The organism is Xenorhabdus sp. BG5, assembly GCF_015163665.1.
Lineage (GTDB): Bacteria > Pseudomonadota > Gammaproteobacteria > Enterobacterales > Enterobacteriaceae > Xenorhabdus.
Window position 1 is genome coordinate 90,110 of sequence record NZ_JADEUG010000004.1, and the last position, 23,558, is coordinate 113,667.

Here is a 23,558-nt window from a genome sequence, read left to right on the forward strand (position 1 = left end):
CGCCTTCTTATCGAAAGAAAATTTTATTTTTCATGCTGGTTACTTAGCTTATTGCAGAATAAAAATGTGATATAACAACAGAAATTTAGTCCTTTTTTTGAACAATAATTCAGTAGTCAGACAAATCCCGCGTAGCAGATCCCAAAATTATACAACTCGTATTTTATTCTTTGTTAATACTCCTTATTATTTCACATGTAATCTAATTCTTTAACATTTGTGGCAATGATTCATCAATTATTCTTTTTACATTATAGAGTTATGTTTCATTGTCTTATGGAGTCTTCATGGACGCTTCTGAATCTTTAACCCCAGCGATTGGGCCTACACCCTCAAATAAAAGAGGTTTAATTATTCTCGCGCTGGACATCATTTTGCTTGTGACATTGCTTAATTTTTTGCCCTATGGGGAAAAAGCAAATGCAGGCTTGGCATTAATGGTATTTGTTGGCGTGTTATGGTTAACGGAAGCCATTCATGTCACCATTACTGCGCTGTGTATTCCTATTCTGGCGGTCGGCATGGGATTGATGAATACCGGTGATGCACTGAAATCTTTTGCCAACCCAATAATCTTTTTGTTTTTCGGTGGCTTTGCATTAGCAACGGCGCTACATATCCAGGGCTTGGACAGATTAATAGCCAACCGTCTGCTGATGATTGCTCGTGGGCGTTTGTCTGTGGCGGTGTTGCTGATATTTGGCATTACTGCTCTGCTTTCTATGTGGATAAGCAACACGGCAACGGCTGCTATGATGTTACCACTGATCCTCGGTGTTCTGGCGAATCTGGATGTACGTACTGAACGCAATACCTTTGTTTTTGTGCTGCTTGGTGTTGCATATAGCGCCAGCATCGGTGGCTTGGGGACGTTGGTAGGTAGCCCACCCAATGCTATCGCAGCCGCGCAATTAGGTATGGATTTCTTTACATGGATGAAATACGGCGTGCCAATGGTTATTGTTCTCATGCCAGTGATGGTGGGAGTGATGTACCTCATGTTGCGCCCAAATTTGAATCATAAATTTGATCTGGAATTGGAGCACCTGGAGTGGAATGGTAAGCGTGTTATTACCATGGGTATTTTCCTGCTAACTGTGGTGTGCTGGATTTTTAGTTCATTTATTAGTGATGCACTCGGTGGTGTCAAAGATCTGGATACGATTATTGCAGTGAGCGCCGCTACCCTGATTGGTATCACTGGTGTATCAACATGGTCACAGATTCAAAATAACACTGAATGGGGCGTATTGATGCTGTTCGGTGGCGGCCTGGCATTAAGTGCTGTTTTGAAAAATTCTGGTGCCAGTGAAGTTATGGCAAATGGTATGGCGGCGACTTTCGGTACCAGCCCTTGGTTTGTGATCATCGTTGCGATTGCTACGTTTATTATCTTCTTGACAGAATTTACCAGTAATACTGCGAGCGCAGCGCTACTTGTACCTATTTTTGCCACAGTTGCAGAAGCGCTCGGAATGCCGATTGTGGTTTTGACCATGATAATTGGCATTGGGGCATCCTGTGCATTTATGCTACCTGTAGCAACACCCCCTAACGCGATTGTTTATGGCACCGGCTATATCAAACAAGTTGAAATGGTCAGAGTAGGCATAGTGCTGAATTTGGTATGTATTGCCATTATTTCTGCGATTGCCTGGTTTTTCTGGCTGTAATTCCTTCTGGCTCTTGATGCTCAGAATCGCCACCCTTGCAGGTGGCGATTGTGTTACTCTTCTTTGGTACTGATATAGATATTTTTCACTTCTGTATAAGCATCTAACATCATCTTGTGGGTTTCACGCCCAAGTCCTGATTTCTTATAGCCACCGAAAGGCGTGTGGGCGGGCAATTCATGATAGGTATTGATCCACATACGGCCTGTTTTTATCGCTTTGGCGATGCGCAGGGCACGGTTAATATCCTGCGTCCATACGGCACCTGCCAGACCATAATCGGAATCATTGGCCATTTCGATAACGTCTTCTTCGTTACTGAATGGAATGACGCATAGTACAGGCCCGAAAATTTCTTCCTGTGCCACCCGCATCTTATTGGTGACATTGGTCAGGATTGTCGGCTGGATAAAAAATCCATCATCATATCCTGCGCCGGTTATGCGTTTTCCGCCAGTCAAAACGGTTGCACCTTCCTGTTTTGCAAGGTCGATGTAACCTAAAATAGTGTTCATCTGTTCTTCACTGACCTGGCTGCCCATTTCTGTTTCTGCCAGCATCGGGTCGCCCACTTTGATTGATTCAAACACGGTTTTCAGTGAATTCAGGAAGTCATCATGAATATCTTTATGCAGGAACAGACGGGCACCGGATTCACAGGCTTGCCCTTGGTTCAGCAAAATTGCATTGGCTGCATATTTGATTGCCTTTTTCATGTTGGCATCAGGGAAGACAATGTTGGCTGATTTACCCCCCAATTCCAGCGTTGCCGGAATGAGCCTTTTCGCCGCTGCGGCGGCAACGTTGTAACCGACTTCTGTTGATCCGGTAAAGGCGACCTTGTCAATGCCGTTATGGTCAAGGATTGCCTGGCCTACAACTGAGCCGCGCCCCGTAACAATATTGACAACGCCCGCGGGTAAAACTTGGTTCATGATACGCCCCAATTCGAGCAGAGTTATTGGGGTCAGGCTGGCGGGATTGATAACAATAGTATTACCAGCCGCAAGAGCGGGAGCGAGTTTCCAGGCCGCCATCAATAGCGGGAAATTCCACGGAATAATCTGCCCGACTACGCCGATGGGTTCTCTGATGACTAAGCTCAGTGTGTCATTATCGATGACATCAGTCGTATCAGAATGAGCACGGATAACGCCAGCAAAGTAGCGGAAATGATCTACAGAAAAAGGAATATCGAAATGACGACATAGAGCCTGCGTTTTGCCACCATCCAATGTTTCAAGGACAATAAAGCGCTCGGCTTCGGCTTCCAGCAAGTCGGCAATTTTCAGTAATAAAGATTGCCTTTCAACCGCGGATGTTTTGCTCCATGCTGGCAGGGCTTTTTTGGCAGCCTTGACGGCAAGTTCAACATCTTCGGCATTTCCTGCTGCATATTCTGTCAACAATTCACCTGTTGTAGGGCTGTAGCTTTGCATCGTATTTTTTGAAACGCTATCAACCCACTCACCATTAATCAACATCTTATAAGATTCACAAGGCAACAATTCTTTTTCGATATCATGTAATTTTTTCATTATATTCTCCGAATACTTTGGTTTTTGGTATGTTAGGACATATATTCCTAAGTTATTATTAGACTAATTCTTAATTTTTATCAAAATTGAATTGAAATATAAAAGATCTCCATCAATAAATATAAATATTAATGGTTAAGATAATGATGTGGGAAATTGCTTCGTTGCATATGATTTCTTTTTCTAGTGGGATAACTGTCCTGAAATCAATAACGATGTGTTATATGTTTTTATGAGCAATTTTCTATGATTTTTTATTTTGGTGGGATATTTATTGTGGGTTGTTTTTTATTTATTGTGTTTTTTAAAAAATATATCCCCCATTTATAGCAGGGGGATGTAAGTTTTATTATTTACCGCAGGTAATATACTTTATTTATTTGGTGTTTTTTCTATTGAATTTTGCATGTTACCGTTTAATATTTGGTGCATCTTTTCTTTATCTAAAGCATTTTCCCAGCGAGCGACAACAATGCTGGCACAAGCATTACCAACTAAATTTGTCAATGCGCGGCACTCAGACATAAATCTGTCAATGCCTAAAATAAGCGCCATGCCAGCTACGGGTACGCTGGGTACAACAGATAAGGTCGCAGCCAGCGTAATAAAACCGGCCCCTGTTACACCTGCCGCCCCTTTTGAACTTATCATAGCAACTAATAATAAAGAAATTTGCTCATATAAACTGAGTTCAATGTTGGTTGCCTGGGCAATAAACAAGGCAGCCATTGTCATGTAAATATTAGTACCATCGAGGTTAAATGAGTAACCTGTTGGAATAACTAATCCAACCACCGATTTCTCACAACCCAGGTTTTCCATTTTCTTCATTAGGCCAGGTAATGCCGCCTCAGAAGATGAAGTTCCTAAAACTAACAATAGCTCATCTTTAATATATTTTATTAATTGAATGATAGAGAACCCATTATATTTAGCAACCGCTCCCAGTATAATAAGAACAAAAAGTAATGATGTAATGTAAAAAGTCACAATTAACATCATTAAATTCCCGATCGATGAAATACCATATTTACCTATGGTAAAGGCCATTGCTCCAAATGCACCAATCGGCGCTAATTTCATTAAAATTCCTACCATTTTAAAGATAGGTTCGGAAAGGTGTTGTAAAAATTCTAAAACAGGTTTCCCGCTTTTCCCTGTAGCGGCTAAAGCGATACCAAAAATAACTGAAATAAACAGAACCTGGAGGATATTGCCATTCACAAGCGGGCTGACAACAGTATCAGGTATGATATTCATAAGGAAGCCAACAATGGATGATTCATGGGCTTTCTCCACATAATCGCTCACCCTGCTGCTGTCTAACGAAGCAGGAGAGATATTTAATCCATCGCCGGGGCGAACAATATTGGCTATAATTAACCCAATAACTAAAGCAAGCGTTGAAAATGTTAAAAAATATAACATTGATTTTGCAGCAACATTCCCAACCTTTTTTATGTTATTCATTCCAGCTATCCCTGTGACTACCGTCAAAAAGATAACAGGTGCAATGATCATTTTCACAATTTTAATGAATGCATCACCTAATGGTTTTAACGATGTTCCAATATCAGGATAAAAATGACCAAGAGCGATACCCAGTAAAATGGCAAATATAACTTGAATATAGAGTATCTGGTATAAAGGTTTCTTCTTTAGAATGGTAGACATAGGATTCCTGTTTTTATCCATAATGTTAATATTGATTTTGGTGATTTATTTATTTTTTATTAATTAATTTAACGTTTCTCTTTGATTAGAAAGTAGTAACGTCTTCCATAATAATGAGAATTTATCTCATTATTATGGAAGGTATTATTGGGATAATAAGGCTGATGTTAAAATTACTCTGAATTTTTGTTGTGAACAAGTATCAAGACTTAAAACCAAGAATTGTTTATTAAATAAATAAAAAAGCATTATATAAGAGATGAGTATAAAAATGTATTTTTTTATAAGATTATAGTAGTAAGAAGTTCCCACTCGAAGACGAGTGGGTTTGATTCAGAAAAGGTGTTATTTTGCGGTTATCCAGAAAAGACCGCTGCCATCTAATGCTGTAAGGGTTTGGTGAACATAAATATTGTCTGCGTGGGGATCAATATCTTTGAAAAGATCGGGATGTAACCATTTTGCCAGGGCTTCTACAGCAATAATATTGAATGGAGTATCATAGTATTGATGATAAATCGCCATAACACGTTTTTCACGATACGATTCTAAAATCTTTAGCTTGGGACGAGAGAGCAATTTTTGAAAACGTTTCTCCGATGCTGCCAGTTCTCCGGTATAACCTAATGGGACAGACTGGCTGTTTGAATGAACAGTGTCCCAATTTGCTACGGTCATCAGATAATAATCAGGATTGGTAGCCAATAGTTGTTCTTCATTAATTTTGCCTCCCATACCAGAAAACCATTTACTCCCCATATTATTGCCACCCGCGGCAGTAACAAACTCTCCGAAGCTATTAGTGGCAAAGGTATTGCAACAATCTTCAGTACCTAACATACCTGCATGGCGTTCAATAAAGACGTCAGGAATTTGCTTAGGAGATAATGCCGCAATACGTTTATTAATTATGGACAAGCGATTCTCATAAAACTGAATGAATTTATTGGCATTTTCTTCCTGTTTAAAAACCTTCCCTAATAATCTCATGCTGGGAACCGTATTGGATAGAGGATGTTGGCGAAAGTCGATGAAAATGACAGGAACACCTATTTTTTCCAATAAGTTAATTGTATTACTGCTATCCAGTTTGGATTTCAATCCAATATCGAAAATAACCAGATCGGGTTTATACATCATGGCCTTTTCAACATTGAAATCACTGGTATAGGGATTGGGGAAGACTGGAATTTTCTTTAGTTGAGGGAATTTCTTTTCATAGGCTGTTGCAAGATCAGGCGCTTTTTTCTCCAAAGCATTATCCCACGCGGCAATGCCTTTCAATGGTTCAGAGGGATGCAGAATATTCAGGGCAATAACCATTCGGCTATCTGCCAGCATAGCACGTTTAACAGGGGCGTTGACTGTGACTTCACGTCCCATAATATCTTTGACGGTAATTTTTTCTGCTTGAGCATATATGGGGAGTAATATGAATAACGCGAGCAGAAAACTTTTTATGGGGTTATGAATGTTAAACATTATTTCTCCTTTTATTGGGAGTTATATAAGGAATATCAATATATAGGTAGGGTTAAGTGACTTATCATCAATTCCTGTTCTCTGATGTTTTTTAAATCCTATGTGTTCCGAATATACTTTTTCACAACGTGGGAACGTTGATGTTTCTGTCATTATTTCAGTTCAAAACAGATGATAATGGTTATTATTCAAATCAATCAACTACTTTTACACTTTTACTGACATGAAAACGTTTAACTGTGAATTTTTACTTTAATAACAAATTATTATGACAAAACCACCTTTTGACAATATGGGGGGAAATGACAAAGAAGAATGAATAATAAACTTATTGCAGTATTTTAGTAACGCAGCAAATGAATGCGATAATACGCTGATTATTAAAAATCACACTCATCAATAACATGGAGTAAACAATAATCAAGTTATCAATATTTCTGATTTCATAATAAAAATTTTCTTTAAGATGATTTATATGTTCTCATTCTTGCTATTATTACTTTATCGGTAATAAGCGGGGCTGATCATGAAAAAATTGTTAACTATTTGTTTGTTGGGATTTGCATTGGCTGGATGTGATAATCAACTCAAAATTGATGGAACAAATGAAATCGCTGTAAAAACATCCATTGAGAAAATCAGAGATACTTTACCAGAAGATAAAAGATTACAATTTGATGACTCATTAAATGTTGTCATGATCAATAGCATCGACTTTGATGATCTGTTTAAGGATAACAAGAATGGAAATATCAAACATACAGATATACAAAAGTTGGAACAGAAATTTTTTCAATCCCTTCATGGGAAAACAGCCGATCAACTTATTGAAGAAGCAGAGAAAATTAAAGCGGCCAACATGAACAAAAAATGAGTATATATCTTATTAAGTTGACTCCAATAGAGTGAGTTTTTCACCACATTGGCGGCAAACATAGCCATTTTTTCCTCTGAGGACTTTATTGTGTTGCCTTATCGTGAGTTCATGTTGCTGACAACGACAATAATAAGTGAATGTTTTACTGCGCACAGAATGTACGGAAAACTGATGTGTCCGGTTGGCAGGTACTTCAAATATCGTTTCCATGATAAAACGCCACTCTTTTCCGTGTGGGGCAACGTGTCCAAATTGATGATAAGCCAACAGATGAGCCAGTTCATGCGGGATAACTTCATCAATGAATACCTGCTGATTTTCGATTAACAAAACAGGATTCAAGCGGATTTCCCAATCTTGCAGTCTGGCACTGCCCGCAATTGTTCCCCGTTGCTGATAGGTTATATGGGGTTCGGGAAACCTTTGCTGTAGAAAATGATTCGCCTGAGTTAATCTCTGTCGCAGGGTACGCATCACTGCTTGTTGTAGGGAAAAAGGAACGCTAATGGATTTCATTACGGCTGAATATTGTACTTTTGATCATAAAAAACCCGCAGTATTTGCGGGCTTCATAGGTTAGCAAAGCATTTATTTCAATCCTGCCGCAGAACGCAGAATGTCAGCTTTATCTGTTGCTTCCCACGGGAATTGTTCACGACCGAAATGACCGTAAGCCGCGGTATCACGATAAATGGGTTGTAACAGATTCAGCATTTTAATCAGGCCGTAAGGACGCAGATCAAAAAATTCACGGACTAGTTGAATCAATGTGGAAGTGGAGACTTTCTCTGTACCAAATGTTTCCACCATGATAGAGGTTGGCTCTGCAACACCGATGGCATAAGAAACCTGGATTTCACAGCGATCCGCCAGGCCTGCCGCAACGATGTTTTTGGCAACGTAACGCGCTGCATAGGCTGCCGAACGGTCAACTTTGGAGGGGTCCTTACCAGAAAATGCGCCACCACCGTGACGGGCCATACCGCCATAGGTATCAACAATGATCTTACGGCCAGTCAGACCACAGTCACCCATTGGCCCACCGATCACAAAGCGACCTGTTGGGTTGATGAAATATTTGGTCATCGGAGTCAGCCATTCGGTAGGCAATACCGGTTTGATGATCTCATCCATCACTGCTTCATGCAGTGCTTTTTGCTCGATATCTTCGCTGTGCTGGGTTGAAAGGACAACAGCATCAATCCCAACAATCTTGCCGTTCTCATACTGGAAAGTGACCTGACTTTTTGCATCAGGGCGTAACCACGGCAGGGTGCCGTTTTTACGAACTTCGGCCTGACGCTCAACCAAACGGTGTGCATAAGTGATAGGGGCTGGCATGAGAACATCAGTTTCGTTGGTCGCATAACCAAACATCAAGCCCTGATCTCCTGCTCCTTGCTCCAGAGGATCTGTACGATCAACACCTTGGTTGATATCAGGGGATTGTTTACCAATGGCACTGATAACTGCACATGAATTGGCATCAAACCCCATATCTGAGCTGGTATAGCCGATTTCACGTACTGTACTGCGAGTAATTTCTTCTATATCAACCCAAGCGCTGGTAGTGATTTCACCACCAACCATGACCATGCCTGTTTTAACGTAAGTTTCGCAGGCCACGCGAGCTTTAGGATCCTGTTTTAAAATTGCATCAAGGACGGCATCGGAAATCTGATCGGCAATTTTGTCTGGATGTCCTTCTGAGACGGACTCAGAAGTAAAAAGATGTGTAGTCATTATATTTTATTACCTTAAATATAATCTTGGTTTAAGGGCGGATGGGATGTATTACCGTCTAGACGGCTATTTTAAGTTACTCTTGCTAAGGTTACCAGTTTTTTTAATTTTAATTACCTTTCAGTGTGTGACATTTTAGTTTTCTTATCTAAAAAGTATGGGGGTTGTTCAGTCCCTGTTAGATAAATTTCGTTTTGCAATTTTGCTGGATTACAGGTATAAACTTGCGCGCGTAACACAAGTCATTTTTTGCATTTGGGGTTACAGGCGTTTGCAGGAGATGTACGCGTATCCTGCTTCTCAATTGAGAAATGGCTTGCGGTAGGTAAGTCATGTGGGGGTGAATGGGGTTATGAACCATTATCTGCTGAGTGTTAACGGCCAACAGCCACATTATGCCATTGATGTATCCATATCTTGTTCCTTCCTTTTAAATATGCAGTCATTTCGATGTTACCCGCAGCTAAGTCGCAGATAAATTGGGTTGACATCATTATATAGTCACGCAGTAACTCGTTGTTTAGTACTCTCTAAACGTTCCTATAATCTAAGAGCATGCTGGTTCCCTGACATTTTTTAATGCGCAAGATACGCACTATAAAATAGCGTCTTGGGTTATTGACTTTAACAGGCGAAGGCAAACCTCGACTCCATGAAGGAGACTGCCATGAATGATAATATCGCTCGCAAAATGCGACAAACCTATAACATCGCATACTGGGGCGGCGGCTATTACTATGTCAATGATCTGGGTAATGTCAGTGTTTGCCCAAACCCTGACTTACCGGGAGCTCAAATTGAACTCGCCGCTCTGGTGAAGAAAGTTCAGGAAGAAAAAGAACAATTGCGTTTGCCGGCATTGTTTTGTTTTCCCCAGATTTTGCAACATCGCTTGCGTTCGATAAATGCAGCGTTTAAACGTGCACGTGAATCTTATGGGTATAAAGGAGATTACTTCCTTGTTTATCCGATTAAGGTCAATCAACATCGCCGCGTCATTGAGACATTGGCAAATGCTGATGAACCTATTGGATTAGAGGCAGGCTCCAAAGCGGAATTAATGGCAGTGCTGGCTCATGCAGGCATGACAGGTACTGTGATTGTTTGTAATGGTTATAAGGATCGTGAATACGTCCGTCTGGCATTGATCGGTGAAAAGCTGGGACACAAGGTGTATCTGGTTATCGAGAAGATGTCTGAAATTGAGATGGTACTGGAAGAAGCCAAGCGCCTGAATGTTATCCCACGTTTGGGGGTTCGGGCCCGTTTGGCATCCCAGGGATCTGGCAAATGGCAGGCCAGTGGCGGTGAAAAATCTAAGTTTGGATTGGCTGCCGCGCAGGTATTGCAATTGGTTGAAAGGTTGCGTTCAGCAGGGCGGTTGGATAGCTTGCAATTGCTGCATTTCCACTTGGGTTCCCAATTGGCGAATATCCGTGATGTGGCAACGGGAGTGCGTGAATCTGCCCGTTTTTATGTCGAGCTGTCCAAACTAGGCGTCAAGATCCAGTGCTTTGATGTTGGTGGTGGTTTAGGTGTCGATTATGAAGGAACACGCTCCCAGTCAGAATGCTCAGTTAACTACGGTTTAAATGAATACGCGAATAACGTTATTTGGGGCATTGGTGATGCGTGTGAAGAACACGGTCTGCCTCATCCTACAGTGATTACGGAATCTGGCCGTGCATTGACTGCTCATCATACCGTTTTGGTCTCCAATGTGATTGGAGTGGAGCGCAATGAATTTACTCAAACAACGCCACCGGCAGAAAGTGCGACGCGTCCCCTGACTAGTTTGTGGGAAACCTGGGAGGAGATGCAATCTGACAGTAGCCGTCGTTCCCTGCGTGAATGGCTGCATGATAGCCAGTTTGATCTGCACGACGTTCATACGCAGTATGCTCACGGCATGTTGGATCTGTCAGAACGTGCATGGGCGGAAGAACTGTATTTGAATATCTGTCGCCACATTCAGCAAGATCTTGACCCAAGCAACCGTGCCCATCGTCCGATTATTGATGAATTACAGGAACGCATGGCAGATAAATTCTACGTGAATTTCTCGCTGTTCCAGTCAATGCCAGATGCGTGGGGGATTGATCAACTTTTTCCTGTTTTGCCGATTGAAGGTCTGGATAATCCGCTGGATCGTCGTGCTGTTTTGTTGGATATCACCTGCGATTCTGACGGTACAATTGATCACTATATTGATGGTGATGGTGTGGCGACAACAATGCCAATGCCAGCTTATGATCCAGAAAACCCGCCACTGATTGGTTTCTTTATGGTTGGGGCTTACCAGGAAATTTTGGGTAACATGCATAACTTGTTTGGTGATACAGCGGCCATTGATGTTTATGTTGCAGAAAATGGCGCAGTGACTTATAAGCAGAGCGAGGAAGGGGATTCTGTCGCCAATATGCTTCAATATGTCAAACTGGAACCACAGGTATTATTGACCCATTTCCGTGATCAAGTGAAATCGACTGATCTGGATGACAATTTGCAGGAACAATTCTTGCAAGAGTTTGAAAGTGGTCTGTATGGCTACACCTATTTGGAAGATGAGTAATCTTGATTAACCCTTAATCTGTATTAATAGTCATTCTTGGTCATGTGCTTTGTATAATGACTTGATTTTGAATGACTATTTCCCTGTTGTTTATCCTGATGCCACCATAACGGTTTTTACAATAATAATATATTTTTTTACCTAATCTCTGTATAGATTAGGTAGTAACGGTCTGGTCCGTAGGGATAAAGCACAGTAACTTTCCTCTAAGGTCATAAATCTAATAATTGTTGTCATTAGTCATGTTCTTCTTCAAATTATTTTTATCTTTTACAGTACGGTAAGTTGTAGCAAGCAGAAAACATGTCTAATACTATATGACTATATATGCTCATTTAGATTGGTCTATGAACTTGGATGTTTGTATGTGAGTGTGTACGCATTCGTTTCTTTAGTTTAGTTTTGAATTGATTGCTAACATTTTTTTACTTTAATTTAAAATAATCGTGTATTTGGAAGATTAATCTTCTAGTGTAAATAAGCCTCTGTGTTACTTGTTACTGCCAGCATTGGAGACGAGTAATAAGCCAGCATGGGACTTTTGAGGATATATCATGAGTATTAGCTCCTTAGGAAACCAAATTGATAACTCTTTGGTTTCAAATGCCTTCGGCTTCCTGCGTTTCCCATTGAATTTTCAGCCCTATTCCAGTGATGCGGAATGGGTAATTACGGGTGTTCCTTTTGATATGGCAACATCGGGACGTGCGGGTAGCCGCCACGGGCCAGCCGCTATACGTCAGGTATCGACTAATCTGGCGTGGGAAAGCTGTCGTTGGCCGTGGAACTTTAGCTTACGTAAGCGCCTGAATGTGGTGGATTGCGGGGACCTGGTATTTAATTTTGGTGATGCCCAGGATATGAGTGATAAGTTGCAGGCACATGCTGAAAAGGTGTTGGCATCGGGTAAGCGTATGCTGTCGTTTGGTGGTGATCACTTTGTTACTTTGCCACTATTACGAGCCCATGCAAAACACTTTGGCAAAATGGCGCTGATCCATTTTGATGCCCATACAGATACTTATGCAAATGGCAGTCAATTTGATCATGGTACGATGTTTTACCATGCGCCAAATGAAGGGCTGATAGATCCTCACCACTCAGTACAAATAGGTATTCGTACTGAACACGATACGAATAATGGTTTCACTGTATTAGATGCAGGTCAGGTTAATGATCGCGGTGTTGATGATATTGTTGAGCAGATTAAAACGGTGGTTGGTGACTTGCCGATTTATCTGACGTTCGATATTGATTGCCTTGATCCGGCATTTGCACCAGGTACAGGAACGCCGGTGATTGGTGGATTGACGTCAGATCGCGCATTGAAAATAGTGCGCGCCTTACAACCATTGAATATCGTTGGAATGGATGTGGTAGAAGTGGCGCCAGCTTATGACCAATCTGAAATTACGGCATTGGCGGCCGCAACGATTGGACTGGAGTTACTGTATTTGCAGGCATCAAAGAAAGATCTTTAATGCCTACATCTTATATACCAATCTAACTTCAAGATGTGTGTGATTTAGTGTTGTAAATTGCAACTTGAAGTTTAATGCATATAAGTTGTTTTTAAAGGCTCATCTAAAAGTGAGCCTTTAATTTGAGCGTATCTCTAGAAATGTAGTTTTTATCAGTCTGAACCCATAAAGGTTTCAACAGGAACGTTAAAGAATTTGGCAAAGCCTTTTACTTGCCCAATGTTCATAGAACGTTTTCCATGCAGTATTTCTGATATCACACTCTGGTTTGCAATGTCACGCAGATCAAGCTGCCTTATACCTCTTTCTTTCATCAAGTAACTTAATGCTTCACGTGGAGTAACATTGGGGACTTGGCGATTTTTAGCTTCGTACTCATAGACACGATCGGTAATAAAATCAGCGAACTTTGCTGCGGCATGTCCGGTATCTTCAGCATATGAGTATAATTCATCAATCAGTGCCATGCGGGCATTCAGATCTTCATCGTTTTCTACAGGTTCAATACACGCTGAGAACAAAAGTGTCAGCGGGCTCATTTGCCCAGATATTGACTGCATCATTTGGGGTAAAATTTCGATGAGTCCATCAATCCTTTTATAAGTAACGAGTGATGTTTTTCTCATGCTTCACCTTTTTGCTCGTTTTGATTTAGTCTGCTTACGCCACCATTTATCATATTCGGTATGGGTGCAAACATCTTTAATGTAAAAAGTGCCTGATTTGGGCTTAAGCCATAGCTCACGAATTTGAGCATAAGATTCAAACCGTAAAGACACTTTATCAAAAACATCCAACCAGAGCTTTACCCCAACTTTCCATTGAGCATGTTTTTGCATTGCTTCGATGATGGCTTTTGCCGTGATAACTCGCATATCACTTCCTTATGATATCGCAATTTGCGATATTTACAATGTTTGAAAAAATTTAGGGGTCTCTTTTTTTCAACTAAAGGATATCACTGCACAATATACGTCAACACTTGCTGCTGCGGCATTAAGGCAAAATTTCCGTAGAATTGCGAACCAGCTCGATACTCATCAGATAATGTTTGCAGTAGTTTGATGCTTATAGTGTCATTTCTGTAATCAATTGACGTAATTTCAGCGGCATGGAAATCAAAGAAGCGTTTCACGTGGGGATAAAGTGCCTTAAACAGACTCTCCTTGAGGGAGAACGCAAGAGTGAATACCTGTGCAAAAGGTAATGGACATTCTGTCAGTAATTTCACTTCATTGTCATTAATGATGCTAGATGAAACGCTTTTGATGGTATCTGGTTTAATCTCCTGCTCGATATCTACACCTATCATTCGGTAGTTATTGCAAGAAGCCGCAAAAACAATAGCACAGCTGGCTGAATGAGAAATCGAACCACAAATATTGTCAGGCCAGATTGGGGAGCGATCTTGAGCATTGGTGACCTGAAAATCAGGGTAATCTAAACGGGTTAAAACTTGTTGAATGCAACAACGGGCAGCCAGATATTCCGCACGTCGTTTATTAACGGCATTTTGTAATTGGCTTGGGTAGGTAATGTCACATTCGTCAAATAGTGCATCCCGATAGCAAGACGGATCAAAATAAGTTTTTATGACTTGAAGATCGGGATGTTCTGACAGTGTACCTGCTTGTATGTCTGTAAAAAAAGGATCATTGATGGCAGTAGTGTGAGCAGAGGTAAGGATAGAAGTAAAAGTTATTTTTTTCATCATGGTTTTTTATTATCGGCTGCGATTATTAGAGAGCGGATCAATTAAAAATGTTTATGGTCTGATTTTGCCATATCTCAATTTTAGTTCACTAACGTACTAACTCTTTTTATACTCCTCGTTGTTACCATTTTTGAAAAGAGGTTGTTGTGGAAATATTAGTAACAGGCGGGATGGGATACATCGGTAGCCATACTTGTGTTCAAATGATTGAAGCTGGAATGACGCCGATCATTATCGATAATCTGTGCAATGCCAATCGTGAAGTTTTGGCTCGCATTCAGGCATTGACGGGTGTGCAGCCCCTGTTTTATGAAGGGGATATTCGTGATGAATCATTCCTTGATGCTATTTTCTCCCGCCACCAAATTCAGTCAGTTATTCATTTTGCAGGTTTGAAAGCGGTTGGCGAGTCAGTCGCCAAACCTATCGAATATTATGACAATAATGTCAATGGAACGCTGGTACTGGTGCGTAGCATGCGTAAAGCGGGGATAAAAAGCATTATCTTTAGCTCATCCGCGACGGTATATGGTGATCCGGAAATTGTGCCTATTACTGAGCAGTCTGCGGTAGGCAATACCACTAACCCTTATGGCACCAGTAAGTATATGGTTGAACGCTGCCTGTCTGATTTCCATCATGCGGAAAATGACTGGTCTGTGGTGTTATTACGCTATTTCAATCCAGTGGGTGCTCATCCTTTGGGCACGATGGGGGAAGATCCTCAAGGAATTCCCAACAATTTGATGCCTTATATTGCTCAGGTTGCAGTAGGCCGTCGGGAGAAACTGTCTGTATATGGCAATGATTATCCAACAGCCGATGGCACTGGCGTTCGCGATTATATCCATGTGATGGATTTGGCTGACGGGCATATCGCGGCCCTCAATGCCGTTGGTAAAAAAGCGGGACTGCATATCTACAATTTGGGTACTGGAAAAGGCACCAGTGTACTGGAAATGGTAGAGGCTTTCAGTAATGCTTGCGGTAAACCAGTTCCTTATGAAATTTGTCCACGTCGTCCGGGAGATATTGCCGAATGTTGGTCAAGCCCGGAGAAAGCCGAGCGAGAACTGGGCTGGAAAGCAAATCGAACTATCGTGGAAATGACTGCGGATGCCTGGCGTTGGCAGTCTCAAAATCCCAATGGTTATAAAGCGAAGTAAGAAACAGCAAAAAACGTTTGGCTTTCTGTAAGGGGTGTGTGGTGAAAGCAAGGGGTATCCAATATGCCAAAGATACGATTCAATCCTGTTGATTGTCCACATAGACGATACAATCCTTTGACGGGTAAATGGATTATTGTTTCACCACACCGAACAGCGCGACCGTGGAGTGGCATTGATGAAAAACCACTCCACGTTGCCTTGCCAAGTTACGATGAACGCTGTTTTTTATGCCCGAATAATACCCGCGCTTCAGGTAATATCAATCCAGATTATCAGGACGTTTATATATTCCAGAATGATTATTCTGCCTTGCTACCGGAACGCTCTGATATTAATAATCCTACCGATAACCCATTATTTAAAATTGAGCCAGTGAGTGGTGTTTGTCGGGTACTCTGTTTTTCTCCCGATCACAGCAAGACATTGCCGGAGCTGCCATTGGAGCAAATCCGTCATGTGATTGATGCATGGAATGCGCAGATTGAAGCATTGAGCCAGCGTTATATTTGGATTCAGGTTTTTGAGAATAAAGGAGAAATGATGGGGTGTTCCCAGCCTCATCCTCATGGGCAGATTTGGGCCAGTGATTTCCTGCCTGATGAGCTGGCTCGTAAAGATGAACGGTTGTGGCAATATTATTGTCAGCAAGGAACTAACTTATTGATGGATTATATTGAGGCTGAGCGCAAAGACGGTGCACGCACGGTCGTGGAAACCGAATATTGGCTTGCGGTTGTACCTTATTGGGCGGTATGGCCGTTTGAAACTATGCTATTACCGAAAAATCATATCCGTCGCATGGATGAACTGACGGAAGCACAACGTGATGACCTGGCGGTGGCGATTAAAAAATTGACCAGTCGCTATGATAATCTGTTTCAATGCGCTTTTCCTTATTCAATGGGCTGGCATTTTGCGCCTTTCTTCGAGCATCAATGCGATGCCAATCTTAAATCACAAAAACACAATATTGATCACTGGCAATTACATGCACTGTTTTATCCACCATTATTACGGTCATCCAGCGTCCGTAAATTTATGGTGGGTTATGAAATGTTGGCGGAAGTTCAGCGTGATTTGACGCCAGAACAGGCCGCTCAGCGGTTACGGGATGTCAGCGACATTCATTTTAAGGTACGCTGATTTCCGCCAAGAAACGTTTCTGGGGGAAAAGAGATGAAAACGTTAATCCAAAACGTCACTGAATCTTTTAATGCGTGCTTTAACTATTCTCCAACGCACTTTTTTCAGGCACCGGGGCGAGTGAATCTTATCGGTGAGCATACGGATTACAACGGTGGTTTTGTCTTGCCTTGCGCAATTAATTTCCAGACAGTGGTTGCCGCTGCTAAGCGTGGGGATATGCGTGTCAGGGTGATAGCGGTTGATTATCATAATCAGTGTGATGAATTTGATCTTTACCAAGCTATTCTCTTTCAGCCAGAAAAAATGTGGGCGAATTACATCCGTGGTGTGATGAGCGCTCTGGTGGCGAGTGGTTATGCATTTGGTGGTATGGATCTTGCTATTACTGGCAATATTCCACAAGGTGCGGGTTTAAGTTCATCTGCGGCGTTGGAAGTTGTGGTTGGGCAAGCCATTAAGTCGCTTTATCAGCTCGATATTAGCCCCAAAATGGTTGCATTGAGTGGGCAGCAAGCAGAAAACCAATTTGTTGGTTGTCATTCTGGCATCATGGATCAGTTAATCTCTGCTTGTGGGGAAGAGAATCACGCCTTACTGATCGATTGCCTCACGTTGGCAACGCAATCTGTCCGTATGCCTGATGAAGTGGTTGTGATAATCATCAATTCCAATAAACCGCGTGGGTTGGTGGATAGCGAATACAATATGCGCAGACAGCAATGTGAAGAAGCCGCCCGTTTATTGGGAGTGAAAACATTGCGTGATATCACGCTTGAGGAGTTCAATACTAAACAAGCGTTGCTCGATACATTGCTCGTCAAACGGGCCCGCCATGTGATCAGTGAAAATTTGCGAACTAAATTGGCGGCTGATGCTTTGAGTGCGGGTGATTTATTTCTCCTTGGTCAGCTTATGGCTGCATCTCATATTTCCATGCGTGATGATTTTGAAATTACTGTCCGTGAAATAGATGTGCTGGTGGCAATTGTTAAAGATGTGATTGGTGATCACGGCGGTGTCCGTATGACGGGAGGCGGTTTTGGCGGTTGTGTGGTGGCGTTGGTTCCCCCTGATTTGGTGAAAAATGTGGAAAAGGCGATTGAGCAACAATACGAAACTAAAACAGGTTTAAAAGCGGATACTTATCTTTGTCAGGCCACAAAAGGTGCCAGCCAATTGGAATAAGCACAAGACGGCGCGTCGAAAACATTTTTTCTAAATGATATGCTCATCCAAAACCTAACCTTAACAATGAAAGGAGTATGATCATGAGTTCCGATGTACAGCTAGCAGCACTCCAGCAACAGTGGACAGAAGTTGACGACTACCTTAAACAAACCCTGTTGCCTAATTCCCCACACCTTGAAAAAACACTTGAGTATATGGCTGCTCAAGGCTTACCAGCCATTAATGTTTCTGCGCTGCAAGGGCAGTTTTTGATGATGATGGTACAAATTAGTGGCGCAAGACGTATTCTCGAAATTGGCACATTGGGAGGATATAGCGCCCAATACATGGCAAAAGGATTGCCTGATGATGGGATATTGTTCACGTTGGAAAAAGATCCCCGTGTAGCAGAAGTGGCTCAACACAACATCGAAAGCGCACAGCTTGCTGGCAAAATCAAAATTATTGTGGGCGAGGCCAGTGAAACCTTACAGACGCTAAGTTCGGAAGCGCCCTTTGATTTGATTTTTATTGATGCCGATAAACAAAGTAGCCCGTTGTACCTGGATTGGGCTGTCAAGTTGGGGCGTCCGGGAAGCATTATCATCATAGACAATATGATCCGCGAAGGCGCAATTATCCATGAGCAGCGGAGTGAACCTGTCGAAGGTGTGCGTCAGGCACTGGATAGAATGTCCAACTATCCTGAACTGACGGTAACGGCTTTACAGACTGTAGGGGAAAAAGGTTGGGATGGGTTTGCATTATTACGGATCAATACGGATAGAGAAATTTCCCAATAGTTTTTTATCACCCCCGTTGAGTTGCTGATTAATTGGCAGAGATTGGTGTTCGGGCTGACTGACAAGCTTTGCGCTCACTGGATTCGCGCGCTTGAATAATTTTTGCGGTTTCATCTATGGCGGGAAGAGGAAAGCCCATATCGTCATAGGCACCAAAACCAATTAAACGATAACTGCTTAACGGGGTATTTATTGGGATGCGAAACTCTTTTTTTTCCCCCGATGCCAATGGTTCAAATGGGTATACTGTCAGTGTACCTGGCTCACATTTTGCGTTAAGGGGTAAAATAGCCAGATAACCTCCCGCCACAGCTTGGTCGCCTTTATTTTGTAGTGTGCCGCCTACAAAGAATGTACCGTTGGCTCCCAGCCCCATGTGGAATAACAAGTGAGCTTCCCCTTTTGCCCATAATGCAGGGGTAAACAAGCTACTTGCCATTAATACTGCACCGTATGTATAACCACGCCATTTCATCTTTATGCTCCTGTTTGTTGATAGTTCCTAACTATAAATTAATACAAGAATCGATATCACCGTATTTTGTTACTCTTTTAAACACGTCCAAATCTAATCTGGCAATGTAGTTGATTAAATAGTGGCTACATAACGGTCCATCTGAAATATCTAAATTGGTTTGAGGTTTAAACTCGTTGATATAGTCCAATGAGGCATATCCCAAGATTTTTGGAGGCAGATGAGGTATGACGTCATCGATATAGTTGAACACCGCAAAATTGCTAAAGTTTTGGGTAACGAATTTGGAGAATTCTCTGTTTCCTGGTCTTGGGCAGGCAAATAAACAGGCTGAGTGATTGAGGGCCATAGGGCCAATTTCATACATCAGATAGGACGCAATTGCTGCCCCCAGGCTGTGACCGGCTATAGTGAATTGACTGTTTACTCCTATAAATTGGACAATCGCTTCAGCTAATTTGAGATTGCTGTAATCACGGTAAGACTCAGGCTCAATGGTAATCAGCTTCATTGAGTCATAGACACTAAAAAACCCCTGGCTGACTTCTATCTTGGGGAAACGGGTCCACGGTGATGTAAAATCAATCAGTCCATCATGGACATCTTCCAGTAAAATGGTGGGATCGGTTCCACGTATAGCAATAATATATTCCCCTGGTGAATTGTTTTTTTCTGCCACTTTCTTTGCTACATAGCCATAACAGACATGATCGGGCAATTCGCCTTTTCTGGGCGTTACTGAGAAAGACAGATCATTTGCTGAGATATACGCTATAACTTTCCATCCATCTTCTTCAATTCGTGGGTCGGCTGGGGGAGTTGGATTATTGTAGTACTTTTCATTCATTTTCGCTGCATATAACACAAATGCCGCAAAATTGGCGGCCTCTTTGTATGTATACATTGGTGCCTCTTTTGTTTGTTCTTTATTGTTGAGGAGATTAGTTATGAGATGTTTGTCTTATCTCATTCAAGTATATGCCATTTTTCTGGATTTTCTGGGTTAAGGAATATGCGCATTAAACTTCAAGTTGCAATTTATAACACTAAATCACACGCATCTTGAAGTTAGATTGGTATATAGAGATTGATTGATGTCTTGTTTAGATTGCAATGAAATTATTATTGTGAGGAGCGTATTTCTATAAAGTTCCTGTCATTAGGATTTATTTATTATTAAATGATAAAAAATAATGATTTGTAGAGATATTTTAATTTATCAATATCGAATTAATTAATTCCCTTTTGTTATATGTAGTTTTCATTTGTTCTTTCAAATTGATTACCATGCAGCGTTATTCTTTCCTTATCTGAAAGTTTTGTTTGCAAATTTTACCGATTATCAAGAGGCAAATATGGCAGCACCACGTTCGGTTCTTGAACTTATAGGGAATACACCGCTATTGGAATTGACTCACCTGGATACAGGCCCATGCCAGCTATTCATTAAGTTAGAGAATCAGAATCCTGGCGGTTCAATTAAAGATCGTGTTGCACTTTCAATGATTGAGCAGGCGGAAGAACAGGGGTTGTTGAAGCCAGGAGGCACCATCATTGAAGCCACGGCAGGTAATACGGGGATTGGGTTGGCGTTGGTTGCCGCCATGAAGGGCTATAAACTGATTTTAGTTGTACCTGATAAGATGAGCCGTGAAAAAATTTATCACCTGCGGGCGCTGGGAACCGATGTTCGCCTGACACGCTCTGATGTCGGAAAAGGGCATCCAGACTATTATCAGGACTATGCCCAGCGCCTGTCGAAAGAAATCAGCGGAGCTTATTATATTGATCAATTCAATAATCCTGCGAACTCAGCCGCGCATCTTGCTACCACGGGACCGGAGATTTGGCAGCAGATGGAGCAGAATGTCGATGCTGTGGTAGTCGGTGTCGGTTCTGGCGGGACTCTGGGGGGCTTGAGCCAGTATTTTAAGGAAGTTTCCCCTCACACGGAATTTATCCTCGCAGATCCTAAAGGTTCTATTCTTGCCGATTATGTTGAGCATGGTCACTATGACGAAGCTGGCAGTTGGTTTGTGGAAGGTATCGGAGAAGATTTTGTCCCTCCGCTTGGGGATTTTTCTCAGGTTCACCATGCTTATCGCATTACTGATGCAGAAGCGTTTGCCTGCGCCCGCGATTTACTATTGACAGAAGGGATCTTGGCTGGCTCTTCTTCAGGGACATTGTTAGCGGCGGCGTTACGTTATTGTCGTGCCCAGACAACGCCGAAACGCGTAGTGACGTTAGCTTGTGACAGCGGTAACAAATATTTGTCGAAGATGTTTAATGATTACTGGTTATTGGAGCAAGGGCTGCGTTCACAACCTCAAGAAAATAATTTGAGCGATTATATTACCTATCGTTATCAGGATGGTGCGACGGTTTCAGTTTCCCCGCAAGATACCTTGCAGATTGCTTATAGCCGTATGCGTCTGTATGACATTTCACAGTTACCTGTTATCGAGAACGATCAAGTCGTCGGACTTATTGATGAGTGGGATCTCATGCATACCATTCAGGCCAATTCACATCATTTTTCGTTGCCTGTTATTGAAGCGATGACTACTCAGGTTCATACGCTTAATAAAAAAGCGTCATTGGCGCAGTTAATTGCCACCTTTGATGCTGGTCATGTGGCCCTGATTGTTGATGATAACAATCATTTCCTGGGGCTTGTTACTCGTACCGATGTATTGAACGCATGGCGTCAACAACTCAATTGATCTCTTTTCAGGAATAAATTAATGGCTAAGTTTGCTAAGATTAAATTTGATACACAAAGCGTTCATGCAGGTTATATACCTGATCACACGGGGGCTGTCATGCCCGCAATCTATGCCACATCAACTTATGCTCAGCCTGCACCGGGTCAGCATACGGGATATGAATATTCCCGTAGTGGGAACCCGACACGTGATGCCTTAGAGCGTGCGATTGCTGAATTGGAAAATGGTACACGTGGTTATGCTTTCGGTTCTGGTCTGGCAGCCAGTTCGACCATTCTGGAGCTACTTGATAAAGACAGCCACATTATTGCGGTAGATGACCTCTATGGTGGGACTTACCGATTGTTGGAAAAAGTGCGCCGTCGGACGGCGGGTCTGAGAGTGACTTATATTGAGGCAGGGGATACTGCGGCATTGGAAGCGGCAATTCAGCCCGACACTAAAATGATTTGGGTGGAAACGCCCACTAACCCACTCTTGAAATTGGCTGATTTAGCGGCGATTGCACAGATTGCCAGGCGGCATAATATTATCAGCGTGGCAGATAACACTTTTGCTTCCCCTTATATTCAGCGTCCGCTTGATTTGGGTTTTGATATTGTTGTGCATTCTGCAACTAAGTACCTGAATGGTCATTCTGATGTTGTCGCTGGCCTTGCGGTGGTGGGAAATAACGCAGAATTGGCCGAGCAAGTCGCCTTTTTGCAAAATTCCATCGGCGGCATTCTTGATCCGTTCAGTAGTTTCCTTGTCCTGCGTGGTATTCGGACATTGGCACTGCGTATGGAGCGCCATATTGACAGCGCAGGGAAAATTGCATATTGGCTTGAGCAGCAGCCACAAGTTGAGAAAGTGTATTATCCTGGCCTTGCTTCTCATCCTCAGCATGAATTGGCAAAGCGTCAGATGCGAGGTTTTGGTGGCATGATTTCCATCGTACTGAAAGGGGATGAAGATTATGTGCGTCGAGTCATTAAGGCGCTGCAACTGTTTACATTGGCGGAAAGTTTAGGCGGTGTGGAGAGTTTGATTGGTCAGCCATTTTCTATGACCCATGCTTCCATTCCGTTGGAGAAACGTCTGGCTGCCGGAATTACCCCGCAATTGATCCGGATTTCTGTCGGTATTGAAAATGCAGATGATTTGATAACGGATTTGTCTCAGGCATTTGAAAATGCGAGTTTGTAACAAGAAAATAAAACAAGAAAGCTAGTTTAATCAAAAAAATTAAGATAACCAGAGAATAATGATGCCAGGCGATATTTTTCGTTTGGCATTTTTATTAAAGTATTTTTGGGTTTATTTTATCATTCCA

General features: G+C 42.1%; 20 protein-coding genes. 10 read left to right on the forward strand and 10 right to left on the reverse strand.

The window, feature by feature from the left end:
- Nucleotides 1-287: 287 nt before the first annotated feature.
- On the forward strand, nt 288-1,673 hold the full coding sequence (locus IQ209_RS03990) for a DASS family sodium-coupled anion symporter (protein WP_193849201.1): 1,386 nt from the start codon (nt 288-290) through the stop codon (nt 1,671-1,673).
- Nucleotides 1,674-1,726: 53 nt separating this feature from the next.
- Here IQ209_RS03990 and IQ209_RS03995 read toward each other — a convergent pair whose 3' ends face one another.
- The 3 genes from IQ209_RS03995 to IQ209_RS04005 all read right to left on the reverse strand — a co-directional run bounded on the left by IQ209_RS03995 (nt 1,727) and on the right by IQ209_RS04005 (nt 6,367).
- Nucleotides 1,727-3,211 (reverse strand): aldehyde dehydrogenase family protein, encoded by a 1,485-nt coding sequence (locus IQ209_RS03995; protein WP_193849203.1) that lies wholly within the window; start codon nt 3,209-3,211, stop codon nt 1,727-1,729.
- A gap of 372 nt (nt 3,212-3,583) precedes the next feature.
- Nucleotides 3,584-4,885, reverse strand: coding sequence for a dicarboxylate/amino acid:cation symporter (locus tag IQ209_RS04000; RefSeq protein ID WP_193849204.1), 1,302 nt, complete (start codon nt 4,883-4,885; stop codon nt 3,584-3,586).
- A gap of 345 nt (nt 4,886-5,230) precedes the next feature.
- Nucleotides 5,231-6,367 (reverse strand): ABC transporter substrate-binding protein, encoded by a 1,137-nt coding sequence (locus IQ209_RS04005; RefSeq protein WP_193849206.1) that lies wholly within the window; start codon nt 6,365-6,367, stop codon nt 5,231-5,233.
- Between the two features lie 526 nt (nt 6,368-6,893).
- On the opposite strand from IQ209_RS04005, the gene IQ209_RS04010 reads away from it, so the two are divergent.
- Nucleotides 6,894-7,241, forward strand: coding sequence for a DUF6694 family lipoprotein (locus tag IQ209_RS04010; protein ID WP_193849208.1), 348 nt, complete (start codon nt 6,894-6,896; stop codon nt 7,239-7,241).
- Nucleotides 7,242-7,253: 12 nt separating this feature from the next.
- Here IQ209_RS04010 and IQ209_RS04015 read toward each other — a convergent pair whose 3' ends face one another.
- Together IQ209_RS04015 and metK are read right to left on the reverse strand one after the other, a co-directional pair.
- Nucleotides 7,254-7,760 carry a SprT family zinc-dependent metalloprotease gene (locus IQ209_RS04015; protein ID WP_193849210.1) on the reverse strand — a complete coding sequence of 169 codons (507 nt, stop codon included), beginning with the start codon at nt 7,758-7,760 and terminating at the stop codon, nt 7,254-7,256.
- A 72-nt stretch (nt 7,761-7,832) separates the two neighbouring features.
- Nucleotides 7,833-8,987, reverse strand: coding sequence for a methionine adenosyltransferase (metK, locus tag IQ209_RS04020; protein ID WP_193849212.1), 1,155 nt, complete (start codon nt 8,985-8,987; stop codon nt 7,833-7,835).
- 667 nt (nt 8,988-9,654) lie between these two features.
- On the opposite strand from metK, the gene speA reads away from it, so the two are divergent.
- Together speA and speB are read left to right on the forward strand one after the other, a co-directional pair.
- Nucleotides 9,655-11,559: a biosynthetic arginine decarboxylase gene (speA, locus tag IQ209_RS04025; protein WP_193849214.1), complete on the forward strand. Its 1,905-nt coding sequence runs from the start codon at nt 9,655-9,657 to the stop codon at nt 11,557-11,559.
- Between the two features lie 554 nt (nt 11,560-12,113).
- Nucleotides 12,114-13,040 (forward strand): agmatinase, encoded by a 927-nt coding sequence (gene speB, locus IQ209_RS04030; protein ID WP_193849216.1) that lies wholly within the window; start codon nt 12,114-12,116, stop codon nt 13,038-13,040.
- 152 nt (nt 13,041-13,192) lie between these two features.
- Here speB and IQ209_RS04035 read toward each other — a convergent pair whose 3' ends face one another.
- The 3 genes from IQ209_RS04035 to IQ209_RS04045 all read right to left on the reverse strand — a co-directional run bounded on the left by IQ209_RS04035 (nt 13,193) and on the right by IQ209_RS04045 (nt 14,754).
- On the reverse strand, nt 13,193-13,666 hold the full coding sequence (locus IQ209_RS04035; protein ID WP_228005706.1) for a type II toxin-antitoxin system HigA family antitoxin: 474 nt from the start codon (nt 13,664-13,666) through the stop codon (nt 13,193-13,195).
- A 3-nt stretch (nt 13,667-13,669) separates the two neighbouring features.
- A complete protein-coding gene (locus IQ209_RS04040; protein WP_228005707.1) occupies nt 13,670-13,915 on the reverse strand; it encodes a hypothetical protein in 246 nt (81 codons plus the stop codon).
- An 83-nt stretch (nt 13,916-13,998) separates the two neighbouring features.
- Entirely contained in the window at nt 13,999-14,754 is a 756-nt protein-coding gene (locus IQ209_RS04045) for a 4'-phosphopantetheinyl transferase (protein WP_228005708.1), read from the reverse strand.
- Nucleotides 14,755-14,900: 146 nt separating this feature from the next.
- Here IQ209_RS04045 and galE point away from each other — a divergent pair, with 146 nt between their 5' ends.
- From galE to IQ209_RS04065, 4 genes are all read left to right on the forward strand, one after another.
- Complete coding sequence (gene galE, locus IQ209_RS04050) at nt 14,901-15,920, forward strand: UDP-glucose 4-epimerase GalE (RefSeq protein ID WP_193849220.1); 1,020 nt, start codon at nt 14,901-14,903, stop codon at nt 15,918-15,920.
- Between the two features lie 63 nt (nt 15,921-15,983).
- Nucleotides 15,984-17,066, forward strand: a complete 1,083-nt coding sequence (locus tag IQ209_RS04055) for a UDP-glucose--hexose-1-phosphate uridylyltransferase (protein ID WP_193849222.1) — start codon at nt 15,984-15,986, stop codon at nt 17,064-17,066.
- Between the two features lie 33 nt (nt 17,067-17,099).
- Nucleotides 17,100-18,254: a galactokinase gene (gene galK / locus IQ209_RS04060; protein ID WP_193849224.1), complete on the forward strand. Its 1,155-nt coding sequence runs from the start codon at nt 17,100-17,102 to the stop codon at nt 18,252-18,254.
- A gap of 83 nt (nt 18,255-18,337) precedes the next feature.
- Nucleotides 18,338-19,039: an O-methyltransferase gene (locus IQ209_RS04065; protein ID WP_193849226.1), complete on the forward strand. Its 702-nt coding sequence runs from the start codon at nt 18,338-18,340 to the stop codon at nt 19,037-19,039.
- A gap of 28 nt (nt 19,040-19,067) precedes the next feature.
- On the opposite strand, the gene IQ209_RS04070 is transcribed toward IQ209_RS04065, so the two are convergent.
- Nucleotides 19,068-19,514 carry a membrane-associated Zn-dependent protease 1 gene (locus IQ209_RS04070; RefSeq protein ID WP_193849228.1) on the reverse strand — a complete coding sequence of 149 codons (447 nt, stop codon included), beginning with the start codon at nt 19,512-19,514 and terminating at the stop codon, nt 19,068-19,070.
- 31 nt (nt 19,515-19,545) lie between these two features.
- The gene (locus tag IQ209_RS04075; RefSeq protein ID WP_193849230.1) at nt 19,546-20,418 is read right to left on the reverse strand and encodes a lipase family protein; all 873 of its coding nucleotides are present in this window, start codon (nt 20,416-20,418) and stop codon (nt 19,546-19,548) included.
- 451 nt (nt 20,419-20,869) lie between these two features.
- On the opposite strand from IQ209_RS04075, the gene IQ209_RS04080 reads away from it, so the two are divergent.
- The gene (locus IQ209_RS04080; protein WP_193849232.1) at nt 20,870-22,240 is read left to right on the forward strand and encodes a cystathionine beta-synthase; all 1,371 of its coding nucleotides are present in this window, start codon (nt 20,870-20,872) and stop codon (nt 22,238-22,240) included.
- Nucleotides 22,241-22,261: 21 nt separating this feature from the next.
- Entirely contained in the window at nt 22,262-23,431 is a 1,170-nt protein-coding gene (locus tag IQ209_RS04085) for a PLP-dependent aspartate aminotransferase family protein (protein ID WP_193849234.1), read from the forward strand.
- Nucleotides 23,432-23,558 lie beyond the last annotated feature (127 nt).

Excerpts from the sequence above, each read along its gene's own strand:
- IQ209_RS03990 (WP_193849201.1), top strand. The coding sequence starts at position 288 with ATGGACGCTTCTGAATCTTTAACCCCAGCGATTGGGCCTACACCCTCA.
- IQ209_RS03995 (WP_193849203.1), bottom strand. The coding sequence starts at position 3,211 with ATGAAAAAATTACATGATATCGAAAAAGAATTGTTGCCTTGTGAATCT.
- IQ209_RS04000 (WP_193849204.1), bottom strand. The coding sequence starts at position 4,885 with ATGTCTACCATTCTAAAGAAGAAACCTTTATACCAGATACTCTATATT.
- IQ209_RS04005 (WP_193849206.1), bottom strand. The coding sequence starts at position 6,367 with ATGTTTAACATTCATAACCCCATAAAAAGTTTTCTGCTCGCGTTATTC.
- IQ209_RS04010 (WP_193849208.1), top strand. The coding sequence starts at position 6,894 with ATGAAAAAATTGTTAACTATTTGTTTGTTGGGATTTGCATTGGCTGGA.
- IQ209_RS04015 (WP_193849210.1), bottom strand. The coding sequence starts at position 7,760 with ATGAAATCCATTAGCGTTCCTTTTTCCCTACAACAAGCAGTGATGCGT.
- metK (WP_193849212.1), bottom strand. The coding sequence starts at position 8,987 with ATGACTACACATCTTTTTACTTCTGAGTCCGTCTCAGAAGGACATCCA.
- speA (WP_193849214.1), top strand. The coding sequence starts at position 9,655 with ATGAATGATAATATCGCTCGCAAAATGCGACAAACCTATAACATCGCA.
- speB (WP_193849216.1), top strand. The coding sequence starts at position 12,114 with ATGAGTATTAGCTCCTTAGGAAACCAAATTGATAACTCTTTGGTTTCA.
- IQ209_RS04035 (WP_228005706.1), bottom strand. The coding sequence starts at position 13,666 with ATGAGAAAAACATCACTCGTTACTTATAAAAGGATTGATGGACTCATC.
- IQ209_RS04040 (WP_228005707.1), bottom strand. The coding sequence starts at position 13,915 with ATGCGAGTTATCACGGCAAAAGCCATCATCGAAGCAATGCAAAAACAT.
- IQ209_RS04045 (WP_228005708.1), bottom strand. The coding sequence starts at position 14,754 with ATGATGAAAAAAATAACTTTTACTTCTATCCTTACCTCTGCTCACACT.
- IQ209_RS04055 (WP_193849222.1), top strand. The coding sequence starts at position 15,984 with ATGCCAAAGATACGATTCAATCCTGTTGATTGTCCACATAGACGATAC.
- galK (WP_193849224.1), top strand. The coding sequence starts at position 17,100 with ATGAAAACGTTAATCCAAAACGTCACTGAATCTTTTAATGCGTGCTTT.
- IQ209_RS04065 (WP_193849226.1), top strand. The coding sequence starts at position 18,338 with ATGAGTTCCGATGTACAGCTAGCAGCACTCCAGCAACAGTGGACAGAA.
- IQ209_RS04070 (WP_193849228.1), bottom strand. The coding sequence starts at position 19,514 with ATGAAATGGCGTGGTTATACATACGGTGCAGTATTAATGGCAAGTAGC.
- IQ209_RS04075 (WP_193849230.1), bottom strand. The coding sequence starts at position 20,418 with ATGTATACATACAAAGAGGCCGCCAATTTTGCGGCATTTGTGTTATAT.
- IQ209_RS04080 (WP_193849232.1), top strand. The coding sequence starts at position 20,870 with ATGGCAGCACCACGTTCGGTTCTTGAACTTATAGGGAATACACCGCTA.
- IQ209_RS04085 (WP_193849234.1), top strand. The coding sequence starts at position 22,262 with ATGGCTAAGTTTGCTAAGATTAAATTTGATACACAAAGCGTTCATGCA.